Annotated in this window: 11 protein-coding genes; 5 read left to right on the top strand and 6 right to left on the bottom strand. The window is 66.7% G+C overall.

The features are described from left to right. The first annotated feature begins 69 nt into the window (after nt 1-69). The gene (locus IG178_RS17050; protein WP_193213780.1) at nt 70-1,098 is read left to right on the top strand and encodes a hypothetical protein; all 1,029 of its coding nucleotides are present in this window, start codon (nt 70-72) and stop codon (nt 1,096-1,098) included. A 299-nt stretch (nt 1,099-1,397) separates the two neighbouring features. After that, on the top strand, nt 1,398-4,049 hold the full coding sequence (locus IG178_RS17045) for a LamG-like jellyroll fold domain-containing protein (RefSeq protein WP_193213779.1): 2,652 nt from the start codon (nt 1,398-1,400) through the stop codon (nt 4,047-4,049). A gap of 75 nt (nt 4,050-4,124) precedes the next feature. Here the strand turns inward: IG178_RS17045 and rnhA are convergent, their stop codons facing one another. Further along, complete coding sequence (gene rnhA, locus IG178_RS17040) at nt 4,125-4,589, bottom strand: ribonuclease HI (protein ID WP_193213778.1); 465 nt, start codon at nt 4,587-4,589, stop codon at nt 4,125-4,127. A gap of 107 nt (nt 4,590-4,696) precedes the next feature. Here rnhA and IG178_RS17035 point away from each other — a divergent pair, with 107 nt between their 5' ends. Beyond that, entirely contained in the window at nt 4,697-5,950 is a 1,254-nt protein-coding gene (locus tag IG178_RS17035; protein WP_193213777.1) for a NupC/NupG family nucleoside CNT transporter, read from the top strand. A 3-nt stretch (nt 5,951-5,953) separates the two neighbouring features. Here IG178_RS17035 and IG178_RS17030 read toward each other — a convergent pair whose 3' ends face one another. From IG178_RS17030 to kbl, 4 genes are all read right to left on the bottom strand, one after another. Beyond that, nucleotides 5,954-6,775 (bottom strand): fructosamine kinase family protein, encoded by an 822-nt coding sequence (locus IG178_RS17030; RefSeq protein WP_193213776.1) that lies wholly within the window; start codon nt 6,773-6,775, stop codon nt 5,954-5,956. A gap of 67 nt (nt 6,776-6,842) precedes the next feature. Beyond that, nucleotides 6,843-11,726: a GDSL-type esterase/lipase family protein gene (locus IG178_RS17025; RefSeq protein ID WP_193213775.1), complete on the bottom strand. Its 4,884-nt coding sequence runs from the start codon at nt 11,724-11,726 to the stop codon at nt 6,843-6,845. Between the two features lie 121 nt (nt 11,727-11,847). Continuing rightward, nucleotides 11,848-12,600, bottom strand: coding sequence for a PEP-CTERM sorting domain-containing protein (locus tag IG178_RS17020; protein ID WP_193213774.1), 753 nt, complete (start codon nt 12,598-12,600; stop codon nt 11,848-11,850). 185 nt (nt 12,601-12,785) lie between these two features. Continuing rightward, complete coding sequence (gene kbl / locus IG178_RS17015) at nt 12,786-13,982, bottom strand: glycine C-acetyltransferase (RefSeq protein WP_193213773.1); 1,197 nt, start codon at nt 13,980-13,982, stop codon at nt 12,786-12,788. A 163-nt stretch (nt 13,983-14,145) separates the two neighbouring features. On the opposite strand from kbl, the gene IG178_RS17010 reads away from it, so the two are divergent. Then, on the top strand, nt 14,146-15,006 hold the full coding sequence (locus IG178_RS17010) for a hypothetical protein (protein WP_193213772.1): 861 nt from the start codon (nt 14,146-14,148) through the stop codon (nt 15,004-15,006). Between the two features lie 58 nt (nt 15,007-15,064). On the opposite strand, the gene IG178_RS17005 is transcribed toward IG178_RS17010, so the two are convergent. Next, nucleotides 15,065-15,571, bottom strand: coding sequence for a TlpA family protein disulfide reductase (locus IG178_RS17005; RefSeq protein WP_193213771.1), 507 nt, complete (start codon nt 15,569-15,571; stop codon nt 15,065-15,067). A gap of 169 nt (nt 15,572-15,740) precedes the next feature. On the opposite strand from IG178_RS17005, the gene IG178_RS17000 reads away from it, so the two are divergent. Further along, the gene (locus IG178_RS17000; protein WP_193213770.1) at nt 15,741-18,539 is read left to right on the top strand and encodes a DUF2339 domain-containing protein; all 2,799 of its coding nucleotides are present in this window, start codon (nt 15,741-15,743) and stop codon (nt 18,537-18,539) included. Nucleotides 18,540-18,567 lie beyond the last annotated feature (28 nt).

The following is an 18,567-nucleotide window of genomic DNA, read 5'->3' as shown; positions in this document are numbered from 1 at the left end:
GAGCGCGGTCCGGCAGCGGCGAACTTCGTCCTGTTCCACCAACGGGACTTGGTTAGCTTGGCCTCCCCGATGAAAAAAGCCCTGTTCCCCCTCTGGCTCGTCGCTGCCACCCCCCTCGCCGCCATTCCCGCGAGCACCACCCTGACCCTCGTCAGCGAGCCGGACGTCAACCGCATCACGGTGACGGTTGATCCAGGCGCATTCCCGGACACCGACACCACGACCCTCACCGGGTCCGTCGATGCCGCCTTCGACATCGATCCCCAGGCCGGCACGACCGATGAGCTGACCCTGTCGAATGGCCGGGTAAACGGCACGGCGATGAATTTTTCCGGGGGATTCGGGTCCTTTGGCTACAACATCAACATGACCGGTCTCTCGGCGGCGATCTCGACGATCGCGCCGCCCGGCTCGGTGAATCCGGCCAACGGCCAATTCCCGGCGGAAGAGCATCAGTTCGTGATCGACCAGGGCTCCGTGACTGGAACGGCCCTCGGCAACCCGGTGAGCACAGGTTTCACCCCGGAGAGCCCCGCCGGCGGTGCCGGGACGGGAACCGGCACGGTGACCCTCACGCCCGCCGGTGACCTGGACGGCTACCGGAACTTCAATGTGGTGGTGACTTTTCCCGTGGCCATCGATGACACCTTCGACGCCGACGGCACCCCCGTAGCCGTGGTCGCCACCGGCACCATCAAAGCCGCCGGCACCGTGCAAGTTCCGCTCAGTGCCTACGTGGCCTGGACCGTCGACGAAGGCATCCCCGGCGCGGAATTCGACGCCGTCCCGGCGGGCGGCAGCGTGCCCTACGGCGTGGTGTGGGCGCTGGGACTCGGGGCCGCGGACAATCCCCTGCCCCATCTGCCGATGCCGGATCCGTCGGCAAGCGGCGGCTTCGCAATCACGCTCCCGCCCGGCGGCTCCGCCGGACCGATCGTGGTCGAAAGCTCGGACGACCTGGACGAGTGGCTGCCGGTCGCCGCGGAAGACCTCAGCCCCGCGCTGAATCCCCTCCCGGCCGGCACCAGTGGCACGGTGCAGGTGACCGCGGATGGCAACGACCGACGCTTCGTCCGCCTCAAGGTCATCGAACCCTGACCGGGCTGGCACGCGCCGCCACTCGTCGAGCGGTGGTGGGCGAGACAGGGCTGCAATTGTCATTTCATTGGTATTTTTGCGACACTTTCCCTCGCAAATCCGCGCCCTCGCTTTGATCCATCCGGGAGAGCCGGCTACAAATTCCGCCTAAAACCGCGGTTTTGTGCGGATTCGCAAGTGGCGCGTCGGAATCGGCTTGGGGTGGTATTTCCGGTGCTTTTTTATTGCATGCAACTTCTCCCGCCGGCGCAGGGACCCGTCGTCGGATCCGGGAGGGATTGCGAACCGAAACCGACCCCATGAAACCTGTATCTTTTCACCACTGCCCACCGCTCGCCGCGGCCCTGACCCTGGCGGCCACGGGCCACTTGGTCGCCGAGACCGTGAACCTCAGCACGGCCGATGGCTTCGGAGCCACCTCGTTCAACGCCGCCGGCGGATGGTCCAATGCGGCCGCGCCGGTTGCCGGCAACGACTACGTCGTCGCCATCGAACGCCTGCGGACTCCGACCGATGTCGCCGACTACACCTTTGCCGGCGATTCGCTGGCGGTCTCCACCGCTACCGGGAAGCTTTCCTACAAGGTCAACGGCAGCAGCACCATCACCGTGCCCGACCTGATCCTCGACGGCGGTATCATCGACCACATCAACGCCTTCGACCAGATCTTCACGCTGGCCGGTGCCGTGACGGTCAACGGCACCGGGTCGCGGATCTCCGCCACCCAGGGACCGATCATCGTGACGGCCACGGTCGGGGGCAGCAGCGACCTGACGGTCCTCGGCAACCTCGGGGTCACCTTCGCGGCGGAAAACACCTTCACCGGTGACCTGATCGTGAACGGAGCCTTCGTGCTCTCCGAGACCGGCTCGCTGCTTTTTGAAATCGGCGCGTCCGGCGTGAACAACAGCGTCACCGGCACCGCGGGCGCCACCTTCAACGGCATGTTCGACATCGACCTGAGCGGCGCGGGCACCACGGTCGGCGACACCTGGACCCTGGTCGCGGCCGACACCCTGGCCGACAGCTACGGGACCGGCTTCATGGTGGTCAGCGGCAGCGATCCGTGGACCCGGGTCGAGGTCACCCCGGCCTGGTCGGTGTGGGTCTCGCCGACCGGCGACTACCAGTTCGACCAAACCACCGGCATACTCCGCCGCGTCGCGACGGATTCCGACCAGGACGGGCTCCCGGACAGCTGGGAACAGGCGAACTTCGGCATCGCGACGTCCAGCAACGACGGCAGCGGCGACCCCGACGGCGACTGGTGCAGCAGCTACCTCGAATACCTGTCGGACACCGACCCGGTGCAGGCGGCCTCATTCCCGGACAGCGACAGCGATACCCTGCCCGACGGCTGGGAGTTCACCTTCTTCGGCAACCTGGCCGAAGGACCGGACGGCGACTACGACACCGACTGGAACAGCAACCTGGTCGAATACACCAAAGGCACCGATCCCACCGCCACCTTCGACTATCCGGACGAGGACAATCTCGGTTCCGGTGACGGCATCAACGACGGCTGGGAGATCCACTACTTCGGCTCCATCGCCGCCTGCAATCCGGACGCCGACAGCGACGGCGACCTCTTCAGCAACATCGACGAGTTCTGGGCGGACACCGATCCCACCGAGCAAACCTCGTCGCCCGACACCGACGATTTCTTCGCCGGCGACGGCCTGCCGGACGGCTGGGAGGTGAAGTACTTCCGGACCGGCAACGAGGACCTCGAAACGGTCATCGCCAAGTGGGGCCCGAACGACGACCCGGACAACGACGGCTCCCCGAACTTCGCCGAGTTGGGTGCCGGCACCGACCCGGCCGATGCCGCCTCACATCCGTCGGCGCTCGCCTACTGGCGCTTCGAGGAGCGAACCGCGGGCGTGGTGCCCGTCGGCGACAACTCCGGCGGCAACCAGGCGAACACGGTCATCGACTCCTCGGGTTGGGGCAACCACCTGATGACCTGGCGCGACTACACCTCGCCGTACTACCAGACCGTCCTGCCGTCCGCGACGGTGCCGGCGACCGGCGAGTCGAACACCGCCTCGCTCGGCTTCGCCCGGGATGGCGGGAACCTCTTCATTACCGACAACATCTACAGCTCGCCCGGGACCGCCCTGCGGACCTACCTGTTCGACGAGTTCACCATCGAGGCCAGCTTCAACGCCTCTCAGATCAACAACTGGCAGGTGGTGATCGGCAAGAGCGGCAACCCGGTGGGCGGTCAGCCTCCCTTCTCGATCAAGCTGCGCAACGACAACTACCTCAGCGTCGGCATCGTCGACGGCTCGGGTACGGCCCGCGAGGTGATCGGGACGCGGCTGGTCGAAGCCGGGGCGTGGTACTCGGTGGCCGCCACCGCCTCGGACAGCGAGCTCAAGCTGTGGGTCAAGGCACCCGGCGACGGCGCCTACGTGCTCGAGGGCAGCATGGCGATCCAGGGTGCCTTCTACAACTACGCGGGCCTCGACGCGCCGTGGGTGATCGGTCTCGGGAAGTGGAACGGGGCGGATGCCGATCCCTTCGGCGGCAGCATCGACGAGGTGCGGATCACGCCCGAAGTGCTCGACAACTCGCTCTTCCTCTTCCACGAGGAGGGAATCTCGACGCCTTACTCCGAATGGGCCGACACCAACATCACCGACCCGGCCCTGCGCGGCGAGAACGACGATGCCGACGGTGACGGCACCACCAACATCGTCGAGTTCCTGCTCGGCCTCGATCCGATGGACGGCTCCTCGTTCTTCGCCGCGGTCATGGACGGCTCGGAACTGTCCTGGCCGGCCGCCGACGGCCTGAGCTTCACCATCCAGCGCAGCACCACCCTGCAAGCGGGTTCCTGGAGCAATGTCGGCACCGTGGTGTCTACCGGAGGCACTGCCAGCTGGAGCGATCCGGCCCCGCCGGCCGGCGCGGCCTTCTACCGGGTCGACCTCGCGACCGAGTAGGACCCTTCATGGTTCTTTGAATCGTTCGAGCGGGCATCCGGGAAACCGGGTGCCCGTTTTTTTTTCGGGCCCGGATCAGGCCTCGAATCCGCTGTCCGGCGCCAGATTGCGGCCGGTCGCGGCCGCCACCGCGAGGGTATCGCAGCGTTCGTTCTCCTTGTGGCCGGCGTGGCCGCGCAGCCACTTCCAGGTGATCTTGTGGCCCGTGGTGGCGGCGGCGAGCCGCTCCCACAGGTCGCGGTTTTTCACCGGCTGGTTGGACGCGGTCTTCCAGCCCTTCGCCTTCCAGCCCTTGAGCCAGTTCTTGGTCATCGCGTCGATGACGTAGCGCGAGTCCGACAGCAGCTCGATCTCGCAGGCCTCCTTGAGGGTCTCGAGCGCCACGATGGTGGCGAGCAGCTCCATCCGGTTGTTGGTGGTCCGCGCGAAGCCCTTGGAAAGCTCCAGGCGGTGCTTGCCGCAGACCATCACCACCCCGTAGCCGCCGGGGCCCGGGTTGCCCTTGCAGGCCCCGTCGGTATGGATGACGACTCGTTTCATTGGAAAAGCGCGGACCGGGGGTAGGCCGTTGCGCTACCGGGATGCAAGACTTGCCGCCGGCTTTCTTCTCCCTTTCCGGCGCGGCCCCTGCTGATAGAAGGGGATCCATGCTAACAGACCTCCTCCGTGCGCTCCTTGGCATCGCCGTCCTGATCGGCGGCTGCGCCCTGCTTTCGGAGAACCGCAAGGCGATCAACTGGAGGCTGGTCGCCGGCGGGATGTCGCTGCAGCTGATCCTGGCGCTGTTGTTCCTGGTGGTCCCCGGCGGCAGCCAGGCCTTCGACGCGCTGGCCCGCTTCTTCGTCTGGCTGACCGGCTTCTCCCGCGAGGGTGCGGTGTTCGTGTTCGGCCCGCTGGCCGATCCCGCGGCGGAAGGCGGGATCGGCTTCGTGTTCGCCTTCCAGGTGCTGCCGACCATCATCTTCTTCTCCGCGATCTGCTCGCTGCTCTACTACTGGGGCATCCTGCAGAAGGTTGTGTGGGCCTTCGCCTGGGTGACCAAGAAGTTCATGAAACTGTCCGGCGCCGAGTCGCTGGCCGCCGCCGCGTCCGTCTTTCTCGGCCAGACCGAGTCGCCGCTGATGGTGAAACCGTACATCGAACGGATGACCCGCAGCGAGATCTACGCACTGATGACCAGCGGCATGGGCACCATCGCCGGCGGCGTGCTGGTGGCCTACATCATGATCCTCGGCGGGACCGATCCGGCCCAGCAGCAGGCCTTCGCGAAGTTCCTGCTGTGCGCCTCGTTCATGGCCGCGCCCGCCTCGCTGGTGGTCGCGAAGATCCTGATCCCGGAAACCGGCAATCCCGATGCCGCGCTGCACGTGTCGAAGGAGCGGCTGGGCGCGAACTTCCTCGATGCCCTCGCCAACGGCACCGGCGACGGGCTGAAGCTGGCGCTCAACGTCGGCGCGATGCTGATCGCCTTCATCGCCTTCGCCGCGCTGGTCAACGCCGGCCTGACCCTGGTCCATCCCGGACTCTCGCTCGACAAGCTGCTCGGCTGGGTCTTCGCCCCCTTCGCCTGGCTGATCGGCGTGAACGGCGGCGACGCGACCAAGGTCGGCTCGCTGCTAGGGACCAAGGTCGTGTTCAACGAGTTCGTCGCCTACACCAAGCTCGGCGAAATGAAGGCGGCGGGGCTCGATCCGAAGTCGATCTACCTCGCCACCTTCGCGCTCTGCGGTTTCGCCAACTTCTCGTCGATCGGCATCCAGCTCGGCGGCACCGGCAGCCTGGCACCCAACCAGCGCCCGACCCTCGCGGCGCTGGGATTCAAGGCGGTGCTCGGTGGCACGGTGACCACCCTGATCACCGCGACCCTTGCCGGTGCCCTCTACCGCTGGGTCGCCGGCTGATCTTCAGAGCCGCGCCACGCATTGGCCCACCATCGGAAGGTAGGAGGCGCCGAAGAGATTCAGGTGGTTGAGGGCGTGGTAAAGGTTGTAGAGCGGCTGTCGCCGGCTACGATCCGGAGGCAAGGCGCCGTAGCTTGTTAGAAAAGGTGCCGGCAGCGGTCCGCCGAACATTTCCAGCATCGCGAGGTCGGTCTCCGGGTCGCCGAAATAGGGCGCGGGATCGAAGATCACCCCGGAACCATCGGCGAGCGCGGCGACATTGCCGCTCCAGAGGTCGCCGTGGAGCAACGACGGTGCGGGTTCGTGATCACCGAGGCAGGCCTCCGCCGCGGCAAGGATCGCGTCCTCGTCGAGCCGGTGGCCTTGCCCGTGGGCGAGCTGCACTTGCGGCCGCAGGCGGCGCTCGAGGTAGAACTCGCGCCATGACTCGGCCGGGCGGTTCAGCTGCGGCGTGCTGCCGATGAAGTTGTCGTGGTCGAGCCCGTGGTGATCGCCGCGGACCGCATGCAGCGCGGCCAGCTGGCGGCCGAGGCTTTCCCAGCCGGCGGCATCGGGCGGATGAAGGTCGAGCCACTCCAGCGCCAGCCAGCCCTCGCCCCGGCCGAGCACCCGTGGCACGCGAAGATGCGGTGCCAGCAACTCCAGCCCCCGCGCCTCGGCCTCCAGCAAGGGCGCCATCGCCCTGCCGGCGGACTTGGCGAAAATCACCCGGCCGTCCGCCAGATCGAGCCGCCGGGCATCGTGGATGTTGCCGCCGCCCACCGGCTGCGCGCGGGTGACGACCGACCCGAAGGAGGCGGCGATGACGGAATCCAAGTCAGACATGAGCCGCCCATTCCTCGCCTCTGCGGAGCACGGCGGCAAGGCGCATCGCCCCGCCGCCGTCAGCCTGTCACGACGGGGAGTTCACCACGATCCGGACGAACAGCGGCGGAGCGACGCCGGTGAAAGTGACGGTGACCGGGATGTAGCCGCCGGACTCCGTCCCCGTGGCGATTGCCACCCCGTCTTCACCGTCGACCGCGATGTCCCAGCCGACGAGCCCGCCGCCCGACTCGGCGTGCCAGGTCACGGATCCCAGCTCGGCCGGCATCTGGAAGGTGTAGGTGAAAACCCCCGCGTCGTAGCTTCCCGCCGGCAGGATCGCGGAATCGGGAACCGCGGGATCGCCGCCGAGGAACCATTCAAGCAAGGCACTGATCCCGTCCTGGTCGCCGTCGTCGCCGGCATCGGCGATCCCGTTCAGGTCAAGCCAGCCCAAGAAAGGTTCATCCAGCACCAGGGTCGCGGTCCGGCTGATGGTGGACGCCCCGCCGGCGGAGGTGACCACGACATCGTACCCTCCGGCCTGCGCGGAACCGAATCCGGTGATCTCCAGCCACGAGCGGGTCTCGCCGGGGATCGCGACGCCCTCGAAACGCCATTGGTAGTAGAAGGGTCCCGAACCCGCCACCTGGACCGACAAGGTGGTGCTGGCACCGCTGGCCAGGCTCCGCGACGACGGCTGGGAAAGCAGCACCGGCCCCGCCTCCGAGGAGCCCGCGGCCGCCGGGCGGACCAGCACGTAGAGGTTCTTCGTCGTGTAGGAAGTGGCGTTGCTGCCGAAGGTCCAGTCCGGTTCTCCGGACGGCCTGTTGCCGATGCCGAGGTCGCTGACTTGGCCGGCATTGGCCCCCCAGTTGTTGTAGGCGAACAAGACCCGGCCGGCATCGTGGTCATGGACCTGCATCGAGCCATGACCGCCGGACGTCATGGTGTCACCGAAGTCGAAGGCGCTGTTGCTGGCGCCCGGGACGCCGAGTCCGTTGGTGGCGGTGTAATTGCCGCCCCAGAATTCGATGTTGCCGCCGCCGAGTCCCTCGCGGAGTGCCGTGTCGGGATAGATCGAGGTGACGTTGGTGGCCACGTTCAGGTTGCTGACATCCTGCTGGAACGGCGTGGCGGTGACCCGCGTCGAGGGCACGCCGGTCTTGGCGACATCGCCGGTGAAGCCGTCGAAGGAGGTGTAGATCCAGGTTCCGTCCAGCTCCATCAGGTAGGCGATCCGGTCGAAGCTGCGCGGGCCGAACTTCGCCTCGTCGATGCCATACGGGATGGCGTTGAAGTTCCAGCGCGGCGAGGCGCCGGGAATCGCGAGCTGATAGACCAGGTCGTAGCCGCCGATTTCCGAGACGTTCCCGAACACCGCCGGCGGCGCGTAGGAGGTGAACGAGGTGGCGGATGCCGGGGCGATGGGATTGCCCGCGGTCGAGCGGTCGCGGACGCCGCTGACGGTCACGTTGTAGAGCGTGCCCGGAGCTTGGGCGGTGGTGGCGAGGGCGATCTCAAGATTGCCCGGCAGCAAGGTCGCGCCGGTGACTGTCACGCCGCCGTCGACGGTGAAGTTCGCGGGATCGGCCGAACTGTCGGCGACCGGTTCGCTGAAGATCACGCTGAAGCGGTCGAGGGTCGTCGACGGGACCGCCCGGCTGATCGTCGGCGCAATGCTGTCACCGTTGCCCGGCAGCACGAAAATGTGCAGCAGCCGGGTCTCGTTGATCGTCGGTCCGTTCTCGGCGAAGGTCCAGTCGATGCCGTTGTTCACGGGCGTCGGGTTGTTGCCGATGCCCATGCACAGCGCGTTGGTGGTGTTGTTGGAGGCTCCCCAGTTGTTGATGGCGAACAAGGTCTGCCCGGCGCCGTGGTTGTGGACCTGCATCGAGCCGTAGCCGGACCCCGTGCCGGCGCCGCCGTCGCCGAAATCGAAGGCCGTGCCGCTCGCCCCCGGGACTCCCGCGGCATTGCTGCCATTGTAGTTGCTCGGCCAGAACTCGATGTTGCCGGTGGTGATGCCGTTGCCGGTGACAATGCCCGCGACATTGGAGACGACGTTCAGGTTGGCGACGTTCTGCTGGAAGAACGCGCCCGAGTTGGTGTTCGGCACGCAGACCTTGCCGGCTTCCGCCGAGAAGGCGTCCATCGAGGTCCAGATGTAGTTCGCCACCGGATCGGTGGTCTTTTTCAGCTCGAGGTAGTAGGCGACGCGGCTGAACGAGGTGATCTCGGTGCGGTTGTCCACCGCGTAACCGGGGGCCCCGGCGCCGCCGCTGAGGTTGCCGTTGCCCGGCAGGTTCACCGTGGCGAGCAGCTGGTAGCCGGCCGACTCCGGGACCTTCGAGGCGACTCCGGCCGGGGTGGTGGAGCCGGGCAGGACGAGGGCGTGGAGGATCCGTTTCGAGTACGAGCCGGAGTTGCCCGCGAAGGTCCAGTCGGGCTGGCCGGACGGCTGGTTGCCGATGCCGATGTCGAGAGTCAGGTTGTCGGCCCCGGCGTGGTTGATCGCAAACAGCGTCTGGCCGGCGCCGTGGTTGTGGACCTGCATCGAGCCGTAGTTGTTGCCAGTGGTGTTGCGGGTGTCGCCGAAGTCGAGGGTGCCGCCGTTGGCTCCGGGGACGGCCGCCGCGTTCCCCCCGCCGTAGTCGTTCGGCCAGAACTCGATGTTGCCGGTGGCGATGCCGGTGCCGTTGATGACCCCGGCGACGTTCGAGATGACATCGAGGTTGCCGACGGTGCGCTGGAACACCGCGCCGGTGGCGATGGTCGGCGGGCCGAGCTTGCGGCGGTTCACCGTGAACGCGTCCATCGCCGTCCAGATGAACTGCGACGGCTGGCCGGGCTTCTGGAGCTCGAGGTAGTAGGCAATGCGGTTGAACGCTCCGGTGGCGTCGCGGTCGTCGTAGCGGTAGGCGGCCGAGCCCGCGTTGAAGTTGCCGGTGTCGGGGAGCTCGATCGAGGAGACAAGCTGGTAGCCGTCTGCCGCCGCGCCGACATTGGCGACAATCTCCGGCGGCAGCGCAGGGCCGGTGACCGCGATGGTCGAGCCGGGGGCGATCGGGTTGGCGTTCGGCGAGGCGTCGCGGACGCCGCCGAGCGTGAGCGTCAGCGCCGGACCCACCGGCTGCGGGGTGGTTGCCAGGATCAGGTCCCGGCGGTTGTCGGAAAGGGTGGCATTGAGGACCGTGACGCCTTGATCGAGCGAAAAGTTGGTGGCCAGCACCGACGACGGGACGATCGGCTCGGAGAACGTCACGATGACCCTCGTGCGGCTGAAGGTGGCGGTGGCCGCCACCGCGGTGGGCGGGGTCACGTCGCCGCTGGCGCGGACCAGGACCTGCAGGGTTTTGACCGTGTAGTTGCCGCCGTTGTTGGAGAAGGTCCAGTCCGGGCTGCCGCCGGGCTGGTTGCCGATGCCCAGGTCGATCCCGGTCATGAAGGTCTCGGATCCCCAGTGGTTGAAGGCGAACAAGGTTTCGCCGGCGGCGGCGTTGTGGAGCTGCATCGAGCCGTAGTCGCCGGGAGTCGGCGTGTCGCCGAAATCAAAGGTGCCGCCGTCCGCGCCGGGCACGCCCGCGCCGTTCGGCTCCTGGTAGTTGGTCGGCCAGAATTCCAGGTTGCCGGTCAGCCCGCTGCCGGTGGTGACGCCGGCAACATTCGAGACGACGTTCAGGTTGGCCACGCTTTCCTGGAATACAGCGCCCGACGCATGGGTCGGCACGCCGATCTGGTTCACGTTGTCGGTGAAGGCGTCCATCGAGGCCCACAAATACTTCAGCTGGCCGTTGGCGGACTGCAGTTCGAGGTAGTAGGCGACGCGGTCGAAAGGCCCGATCGCCGCGCGGTTGTCGATCTGATAGGGCACGCCGATCAGACGGAAGTTCGCGACGGCCGGCAGGTCGACCGATTGCACCAGCGTGTAGTCGGCGGCTTCCGGAACGTGGTTGTGATAGCCGCGCGGAATCGCCGGTTCGAAGGTCGCCGTGCTGTTCGCGGCGATGCTGTTCGGCACCGGCGTGAGACGATCCTCCACCCCGTTCACGCTGACGGTGTAGGTCGTCGAAAGCGTCTGCTCGCTGGTGGTGAGCGTGACCAGGCGCTTGGAGTCATCGAGCTCCGCGGCGGAGATCGTCAGGCCGCCGTCGATCGAGAAATTCGCCAGGTTTGCCGCGCTGTCCGCGACCGGCTTGCTGAACTTCACCGTGACATGGGTGTGGTCGGTGCTGCCGGTGGCGCTGACGACTTCCGGCACCGCATCGTCACCGTCCACACCGATCACCTCCTGGATCGCCGGCAACCAGGCGCCGGCCATCTTGTCGTAGCCGGTCTGGTCCGGATGCAACTGGTCGGGCATGTCCGACAGCGGCACCGCGGCGCGCATGTCGAGGAAGGTCACCCGCCGGCCCGCGGCGGCATGGGCATCGACCACCGCTTCGACGAAGGGATTGAACTGGGCCTGGATGTTCGAGTTCCTCGGCTCCTCGCGCTCCATCAGGTTGGTGACGATGATGTGCGCGTAGGGCCGAAGTGTCGCGATTTTCAGGATCAGCGCGTCCAGCCGGTCGATGGCCGTGGTGGTGTTGAAATTCTGGCCGAAGTCGTTGGTCCCGATGTGCATCAGCACCACGTCCGGGTCGGCGTAGCTTTCCAGCCAGCCGGCCATGTTGGTGTCGAGCTGGTCGATCCGCCAGCCGCTGTGGCCTTCGTGCTCCTTCTCCACCAGCAGGCCGCTGTTGACGGTGTGGCTGCCGATGTAGTCGACGTTGTAACCGGCTCCGGAAAGCAGGTTGTAGAGGGGGCCGCGGTAGCCGCCGCTGCCGTCGGGGCTGTCAAAGGCCGAGCCGTCGGTGATCGAGTCTCCCAAGGGCAGGATGCGGACGGGAGCCTGGCCGTGGCCAATGCCGGAGGACAAGAGCGAGCCAAGCAAAGCAAGGCCCGCGGGCGGAAGCCGGAGGAATTTCATCAGGGTTTCGGGTTTATGGAATGGTAGGACCTTCTGGCATGGCACGATCCGGAACAAGGAATCATCCACCGGATGCGTCGTGACTCCGCCGGCCGCTCGTTCCGGAGCCGATCGGGAGGGATCAGGATCGCCGGCGCCGGCGCGAACACGCCGCCATGCCGCCGAAGAGAAGCAACACGGCGGAAGCCGGTTCAGGAACCGAGGCGATGCCGTTGACGGAAATCTCGCGGATCACGGTGCCATTGAGTGAACCGATGCCGGGATAAGGGTCGCTGTAGACGAAGCGGATCCCGGTCACGTTGCTCGCGAATACCGCGCCGGGGGAGCTGTCGGTCACCGTGGTCAGCACCGCGAACCCGTGGTCCACCACCTCGGGAAAGCCGAGAGGGGCCGGCGGCGTGTAGGGTGTTTCGCCGTAGTTGCCGAGCAGGTTGAAGACCCCCGACGATCCGGTTTCGATCAGCACGCTGAACAGCTGGGAGCCGAAATAGGTGTCGCCCCAGCCGCACAGCGACGAGATGCTGGTGAGGTCGTAGCCTTGGTCGAACTGGAAGGTGATGGTCGCCGGGCCGCCGTTGAGACCGTCGAAGAAGGTCAGCGAGTTGATGTCGGTGGTCGGCAAGCTGAAGCCGACGGCCGTCCCGTCGTTCACCCCACCCAGGGGAAAGCCGTTGGACGGGGTGGTCCCGGTAACCGAGACCAACGACGACTGGCCGGTGGTGACCAGGCTGGGAGCAATGCCGCCATCGAAGAACAGGGGATCGTCATTGACCAGGTTGGACGAGACCACCGCGGCGTTCCCCTGCGCCACGGCGACCAGCAAGGGGATCCACTTCAAGGCGGGATGGCAACGGGTCGGCGATGGGGCTTTCATTTGGGACAAACGGCGGGAGCCAAAGTGGAGGAGTAACCGAAAGCACCGTCGAGACGATGGATTTCGATTCCAATTCCGTGCCAATATCTCCCGCCCCGGCGCGGCCGGCTGCTGTGACCTGATGCGTTTCCCCGGCGGGAATCCCCGCGAAAGCCGTTGCCGATTGCGGGGAGGGATCCGGGGGATCAGATCACCCCGAGTTCCTTGCCGGTCTTGACGAAGGCCTCGATGCCCTTGTCGAGCTGCTCGCGGGTGTGCGCGGCGCTGATTTGGGTGCGGATCCGGGCCTTGCCCTGGGGCACCACCGGGAAGAAGAAGCCGATCGCGTAGACGCCGTGCTCCAGCAGCTTGTCGGCGAACTTCTGGGACAAGGCGGCGTCGCCCAGCATCACCGGCGAGATCGGGTGGTCCTTGCCGGCGATGGTGAAGCCGGTGGTCGCCATCGCGGTGCGGAAGTAGTCGGTGTTCGCCTTCACCTTGTCGGCGAGTTCGGTCGAGGCCTCGAGCATTTCGAAGACCTTCACCGAGGCAGCCACGATCGGCGGCGCGATGGTGTTGGAGAAGAGGTAGGGACGCGAGCGCTGGCGCAGCAGGTCGATGATCTCCTTCTTGCCGGAGGTGTAGCCGCCGGATGCGCCGCCGAGGGCCTTGCCGAGGGTGCCGGTGGTGAGGTCGATCTTGCCGAAGAGCCCGCAGTGCTCGTGGGTGCCGCGGCCGCGGGCACCCAGGAAGCCGGTCGAGTGGCAGTCGTCGAAGTGGACGAGGGCGTTGTACTTGTCGGCCAGCGCATGGACCTGGTCGAGGTCGCAGATGATGCCGTCCATCGAGAACACCCCGTCGGTGGTGATCAGCTTGAAGCGCGCGCCGGCCGCATCGGCCTCCTGCAGCTTGGCCTCGAGGTCGGCCATGTCGTTGTTGTTGTAGCGGAAGCGCTTGGCCTTGCAGAGGCGGACGCCGTCGATGATCGAGGCGTGGTTGAGCGAATCTGAAATGACCGCGTCCTCGGGGCCGAGCAGGACTTCGAAGAGGCCGCCGTTGGCGTCGAAGCAGGACGGGTAAAGGATGGTGTCCTCGGTGCCGAGGAAGCGGCTGATGGTTTCCTCGAGGTGCTTGTGCAGCGTCTGGGTGCCGCAGATGAAGCGCACGCTGGCCATGCCGAAGCCCCAGCGGTCGAGCGCCCCCTTGGCAGCGGCGACCACTTCCGGGTGGTCGGCCAGGCCGAGGTAGTTGTTGGCGCACATGTTGATCACCTCGCGGCCGTCCTTGAGGCGGACGGTGGAGTTCTGCGTCGAGTCGATCAGGCGCTCGCGCTTGTAGAGTCCGGCGGAGTCGATTTCGGCGAGGGTGCCGCGAAGGTGGGAGGCGAGGGAGTCGGAGAACATGGCGCGCTTGTTTAACGGGGAAACAGCGGAAGAGGACGAGGAATTTGCGCCGGAGATTTGCGGATTCGGGCACCGGAACCGGGAAGGCGGCCGGCACCCGTCGCGTGGCTCCACACCTTTTTTGAATGGAACCGGTTCCCCGACGGTCCGAGCATGGAACGTGATGAAACTTCTGCGATCGGGATGGGTCCTCTGTTGGAGCATGGCCATGGCGTGTGCCGGCCTGGCGGATGAAAAGCCGGCGGCCAGCGGGGAGCCGGCGAAAACCCCATACGCTCCGGAAGACACGAGCGCACCGGAGAGCGTCAACGACGACCCGTTCTCGCCGGCATACACCGGGGTCGCATCACGGGCGAAAATCCCCGCGCAGCGGGGCGATGAGCAGCGGACCCGCCTCCGGTTCCGTCTCGAAATCTGGGAACTCGAGACCAAGGCGATCGCCCTGAAACTCGATGAAATCCACGGCCCCGGCGACCTCGCTTCGTGGCGCAAGGAGCTCCTCGCCGACGTCACCGCCAAATTGGTCCACGCCCCGGTTCTCGGTCTCGACGAGCGCACGGGAATGATCGCGGAATCGATTTTCGAGAGGATCTATCCCACCGAATACGAACCGCCGGAACTGCCGCCGTCGAACCTCGACCCCAAGGACGCCAAGCCGGGAAACAGCGCCTGGGAACGTTGGCTGGCGGCCGCGGGAAAGCATGCGGTGCCCACCAGCTTCGAAACCCGCAACACGGGCCAAACGATCGAGGCGGTGGTCCAGCCGGTCCGCGCGGAGCCGGGATCGTGGGACGCCAGCATCAGCCTCAGCGTCGTCGATCTCCCCGGGATGGAACATTTCGGGGCCGACGAGCTCCTGATCGGAATGCCGGCTTTCACCTCGGCCCGTGGGCGCGGCATCGTTCGCCTTACCGAAGGCGAATGGCGGATCTTCTCCGCCTTGGAAGCGCCCCGGAAGAAGCTCGAGGCCGGAGCCGGGACCCGCAGCTGGCTGACGCTGGTGCAGGTCGACCGGGTGCGATAGCCGGAACAAAAAAACGCCGCCCCGGCATTCCGGAGCGGCGTGGGGAAAGATCCCGGGATCAGCGGGTGGTCTTGGCCACACCCTTGAGGGCGGTCTTGACCGACTTTTCGAACTCGCCGTCGGCCGGATGACCGTGCCAGACCAGCTTGCCGTCGGTGCCGAAAACCATGGCGTGCGGGATGCCGTCGCTCTTCACCGGACCGGAACCGCCGGCCATCACCGGATAGGCGACGCGGGCAGGCTTGATCGCCTTGAGGATGTCTTCCTTGGTGCTGTTCTGGCGCTCGAGTCCGACCACCACCAGGCCCTTCTTCTGATAGCGCTTGGCCATCTTGGCCATTTCGGGAAGGCTGGCGATGCAGGGACCGCAATTCACGCCCCACTCTTCGACGACGACGACCTTGCCTTCGAGTTCGTCCTTGTTGAAGGCGGCATCATTGACGACTTCGGCCCAGCGGACCTGATCGACGGAAGCATCCGGCACGGCCGGCTTGTCTTTCTTGCCCGCCATGGCGGGAAGGGCGAGCGCCACGAAAGCGGCGAGAAGCGTTGGAATGGCTTTCATAGGAATGGGAGTGTTCGGAACGAACCGACGAGAAGCGTCCTAGGTTTAGGAATTTGTGCAATAATTTGCGCTTTCCATTCACGAACATCGGTTTTGCCGATCTTGGGCTCCGGAGAATCAATGAAGCAGCCTGTTGTGGCGCCGCGTTTCGACATGATAGAACGCCACCGTGGACCCATCGCAGGAACAAGCCTACCGCGAGGAACTGGAGCGCATGCGCGAGCGGCTCGATTTCCTGACCGCGGCCCATGCCAAGGAGATCGGCAATCTCCGGGAGGCCATCCGGCGTCTGGAGGACCGTTTCGATGCTCCGTTCGCGGAAGAAGCGCCACCGCCCGCGGTGGCCCCTGCCGAAGTGCCGCGACATGCGCACCCGCGCATCGAGGTGCACGCGGAGGTCCCGAAGGAAGGGCAGCCTCAATCCATCCCCGTCCCGACCCCTCTCCCGGATAAGACCACCGCGGAAGGCCGGATGCCGGACGCCGTCGCGGAGCCGAAAGGCTCCTTTGAACTCCGCTTCGGGCGAATCTGGCTGGTGCGGCTGGGGATCGGCCTGCTGGTCACCGGCCTGGTGCTGCTCGGGAACTACGCCTACCAGAACTGGATCCGCGACCTGCCGGCCGGGGTGCGGCTGGCAGCCCTCTACCTGGGCTCCGGGTTGATCTTCGGCACCGGCACCCAACTGGCAAAACGGGAGAACCTGCTGCGCTTCGGCGAGGTGCTGGTCGCCGGCGGGCTGGCCTTTTTCTACTGGTGCACCTTCGCCGCCCATCATGTGCCGCGGCTGAAAGTCGTCGACTCACCGGTGCTCGCCGGGGTCTTGCTGCTGGCCGCCGCCGTGGGAATCGCGGGGATCTCGCTGCGCCGTGACTCGCGGGCGACGGCGGTGATGGGAATCCTGCTCGCCTCGTATGCGACCGTCCTCCAGCCGCTCGGCTGGCTGTCGGCGCTGTCGAATGTACTGCTCGCCGGGGCCGGCACGGCCCTGATGCTGCGGCCCGGCTGGGCGACCCCGGGGATTGCCTCGATGGCCGGCACCTACGTGGCCTTCCTGTGGTGGCAACTGGCCGGCGGGTCCGGCAGCCGTCCGGAAGATCCGGCGGCGCTCTGGTACCTGCCGCCGGTGTGGGCCATTTTCGCCCTACCCGGGGTGCTGGGGATCTCGCGGCGTTTCGACAGCCTGACCGATCGTGGCAAGGCGTGGTTCGCGGGGGCCAACAATGCGGCCTTCTTCCTTCTGTTTTCCCTCGTCTGGCTGATGCAGCGGGGCGACGCCCACTACTGGCGAATCCCCGCGGTTTTCGGCGCGGTGCTGCTCGGCCTGGGCATTGCCGGTCGCTCCAGGAACACTGCCGGCGGGGTGCATGTGGCCCAAGGGCTGGGGGCGCTGTCCCTGGCGATGGCGCTCAAGCTGGAGGGCTATCACCTTCCCCTCGGATTTGCGATGGAAGCCCTGGCCCTGTCCTTGGCGTTCCGCCGCTTCGGGGGAAGGAGCGAGCTCGGCTTCGCGGTGCTGGCGACGGCCGGCGCGATGTATCTGTCGCTGATCCCGTCCGGTCTGAATGCCGATGTTCCGTTGTGGAGCCGCTCGCTGGTGGCCCTGCTGCCGATGGCGGCCGCGGTTCCGCTCCGCGGCGGCGGAGTGAAGTCGGGACTCGCGGATCTCGCCCTCACCGCCTCTTCATTTGTCCTGGTCGGGGGCGGCATCCTGGCGTGGGTCGTTTGCTGCCACCACCTCGGGGTCGACGAACGGGCACCGGCCTGCGCCGTGGTCGCGCTGGCATTTTCCGGGTTGGTCCTCCGCTTCAATCCCGGCCGGCGCTGGTTCGAGTGGGGATGGTTGGCGCTGGTGTTCGCCGTCTCGGTGGTGCCGATGCTCCACCCGCCGGAACATGTCCCGCCCACCTGGTCCCCCGGAATCGCCGCGGGACTCCTGCTGGCTGCCCACGCGCTGTGGACACGCCTTGGCCCGGACGACGATCCCTCCGGGGTCCATCCGCCTCTCAAGTTTCTGGTCTGGGCCACCGCGGTTGTTGCCGGAGTGGCATTGATCGCGATGATCGATGCCTTCCGATGGGAAGCATCCGGCTCCTTGGCTTGCCATGTCGGCGCGGCCTTGGCGCTGGCCTTCCTCGGCTGGCGCCTGCTGCCGTCGCCGCCGCTGCTGGTTGTCGCATCGTTGATCCTTCTACGCGCCGCCGGCCATCAAGCCATCATCCCCGGCGCTTCCAACTTGCTTCATTTCCTTCCCGCAGCCGCGGCCTTCGGTCTGCTCGCGATGGCGGGCCCGAGATCGTTGGCCGGGATCCTGGCGCGTGTCGCGGCGGTGATCTCGTGGTTGATCGCTTGGCACCGGATCGCGCCGGAATCGGCCGCCGACATCGTGGCGGCCAGCGCCTTGGGCCTCGGCGCCTGGACTGCCTGGAAGCGTTCCCGGGCCCTGCCTGAAAGCTGGGTCTTTCTCGGCTGGTCGGCCTTCCAGCTGCTGATGCTTCTCACCGGCCGGCCCTGGGAGCCGCTGGAACCTTCCCCCGCTGCCCACGGCTGGGCGGTCGTCGCCGCGGCAATGGCCTGCGGCATCCTGCTACGCCCGGCCGACGTCAACCAGCAAGCGCTCCGCCAAGGCATCCTCTACACCGCTTGTGCCCTGCTCGCGGCCTGGTCAAGCCAGGTGCTGGTCTGGCACTTCGACTGGAAACCGGTGGCGATCCTGTGGACCATGCTCGGCTTCGGCCTGGTGAGCGGGGGCTTGTGGGGGAAGATCGCCGCCCTCCGCCACGCCGGATTCGCGCTGCTGGCGATGGCGCTGGTGAAATTGTTCTGCGTCGACGTCTGGGACTTCGCCGCCTTCACCCGGGTCGCCGCCTTCATCGCCTTGGGCGTCGCACTGGTGGTGCTGGGCTTCTTTTACAACCGCTTCGCGGAGGTGCTGAAGAAGCTGTTCGAAGGCGATGCGGCGGAATCCTAACGCCCCGCACCTGCCTCTCGGAACGCCG

This window comes from Neoluteolibacter marinus (assembly GCF_014904755.1).
Classification (GTDB): domain Bacteria; phylum Verrucomicrobiota; class Verrucomicrobiia; order Verrucomicrobiales; family Akkermansiaceae; genus Haloferula; species Haloferula marina.
This window is presented reverse-complemented; position numbering and strand designations above follow the sequence as displayed.

Bases quoted from the DNA above. Each gene is read 5' to 3' on its own strand.
- IG178_RS17030 (WP_193213776.1), bottom strand. From the start codon at position 6,775: ATGTCTGACTTGGATTCCGTCATCGCCGCCTCCTTCGGGTCGGTCGTC.
- IG178_RS17025 (WP_193213775.1), bottom strand. From the start codon at position 11,726: ATGAAATTCCTCCGGCTTCCGCCCGCGGGCCTTGCTTTGCTTGGCTCG.
- IG178_RS17010 (WP_193213772.1), top strand. From the start codon at position 14,146: ATGAAACTTCTGCGATCGGGATGGGTCCTCTGTTGGAGCATGGCCATG.
- kbl (WP_193213773.1), bottom strand. From the start codon at position 13,982: ATGTTCTCCGACTCCCTCGCCTCCCACCTTCGCGGCACCCTCGCCGAA.
- IG178_RS17050 (WP_193213780.1), top strand. From the start codon at position 70: ATGAAAAAAGCCCTGTTCCCCCTCTGGCTCGTCGCTGCCACCCCCCTC.
- rnhA (WP_193213778.1), bottom strand. From the start codon at position 4,589: ATGAAACGAGTCGTCATCCATACCGACGGGGCCTGCAAGGGCAACCCG.
- IG178_RS17045 (WP_193213779.1), top strand. From the start codon at position 1,398: ATGAAACCTGTATCTTTTCACCACTGCCCACCGCTCGCCGCGGCCCTG.
- IG178_RS17005 (WP_193213771.1), bottom strand. From the start codon at position 15,571: ATGAAAGCCATTCCAACGCTTCTCGCCGCTTTCGTGGCGCTCGCCCTT.
- IG178_RS17035 (WP_193213777.1), top strand. From the start codon at position 4,697: ATGCTAACAGACCTCCTCCGTGCGCTCCTTGGCATCGCCGTCCTGATC.
- IG178_RS17020 (WP_193213774.1), bottom strand. From the start codon at position 12,600: ATGAAAGCCCCATCGCCGACCCGTTGCCATCCCGCCTTGAAGTGGATC.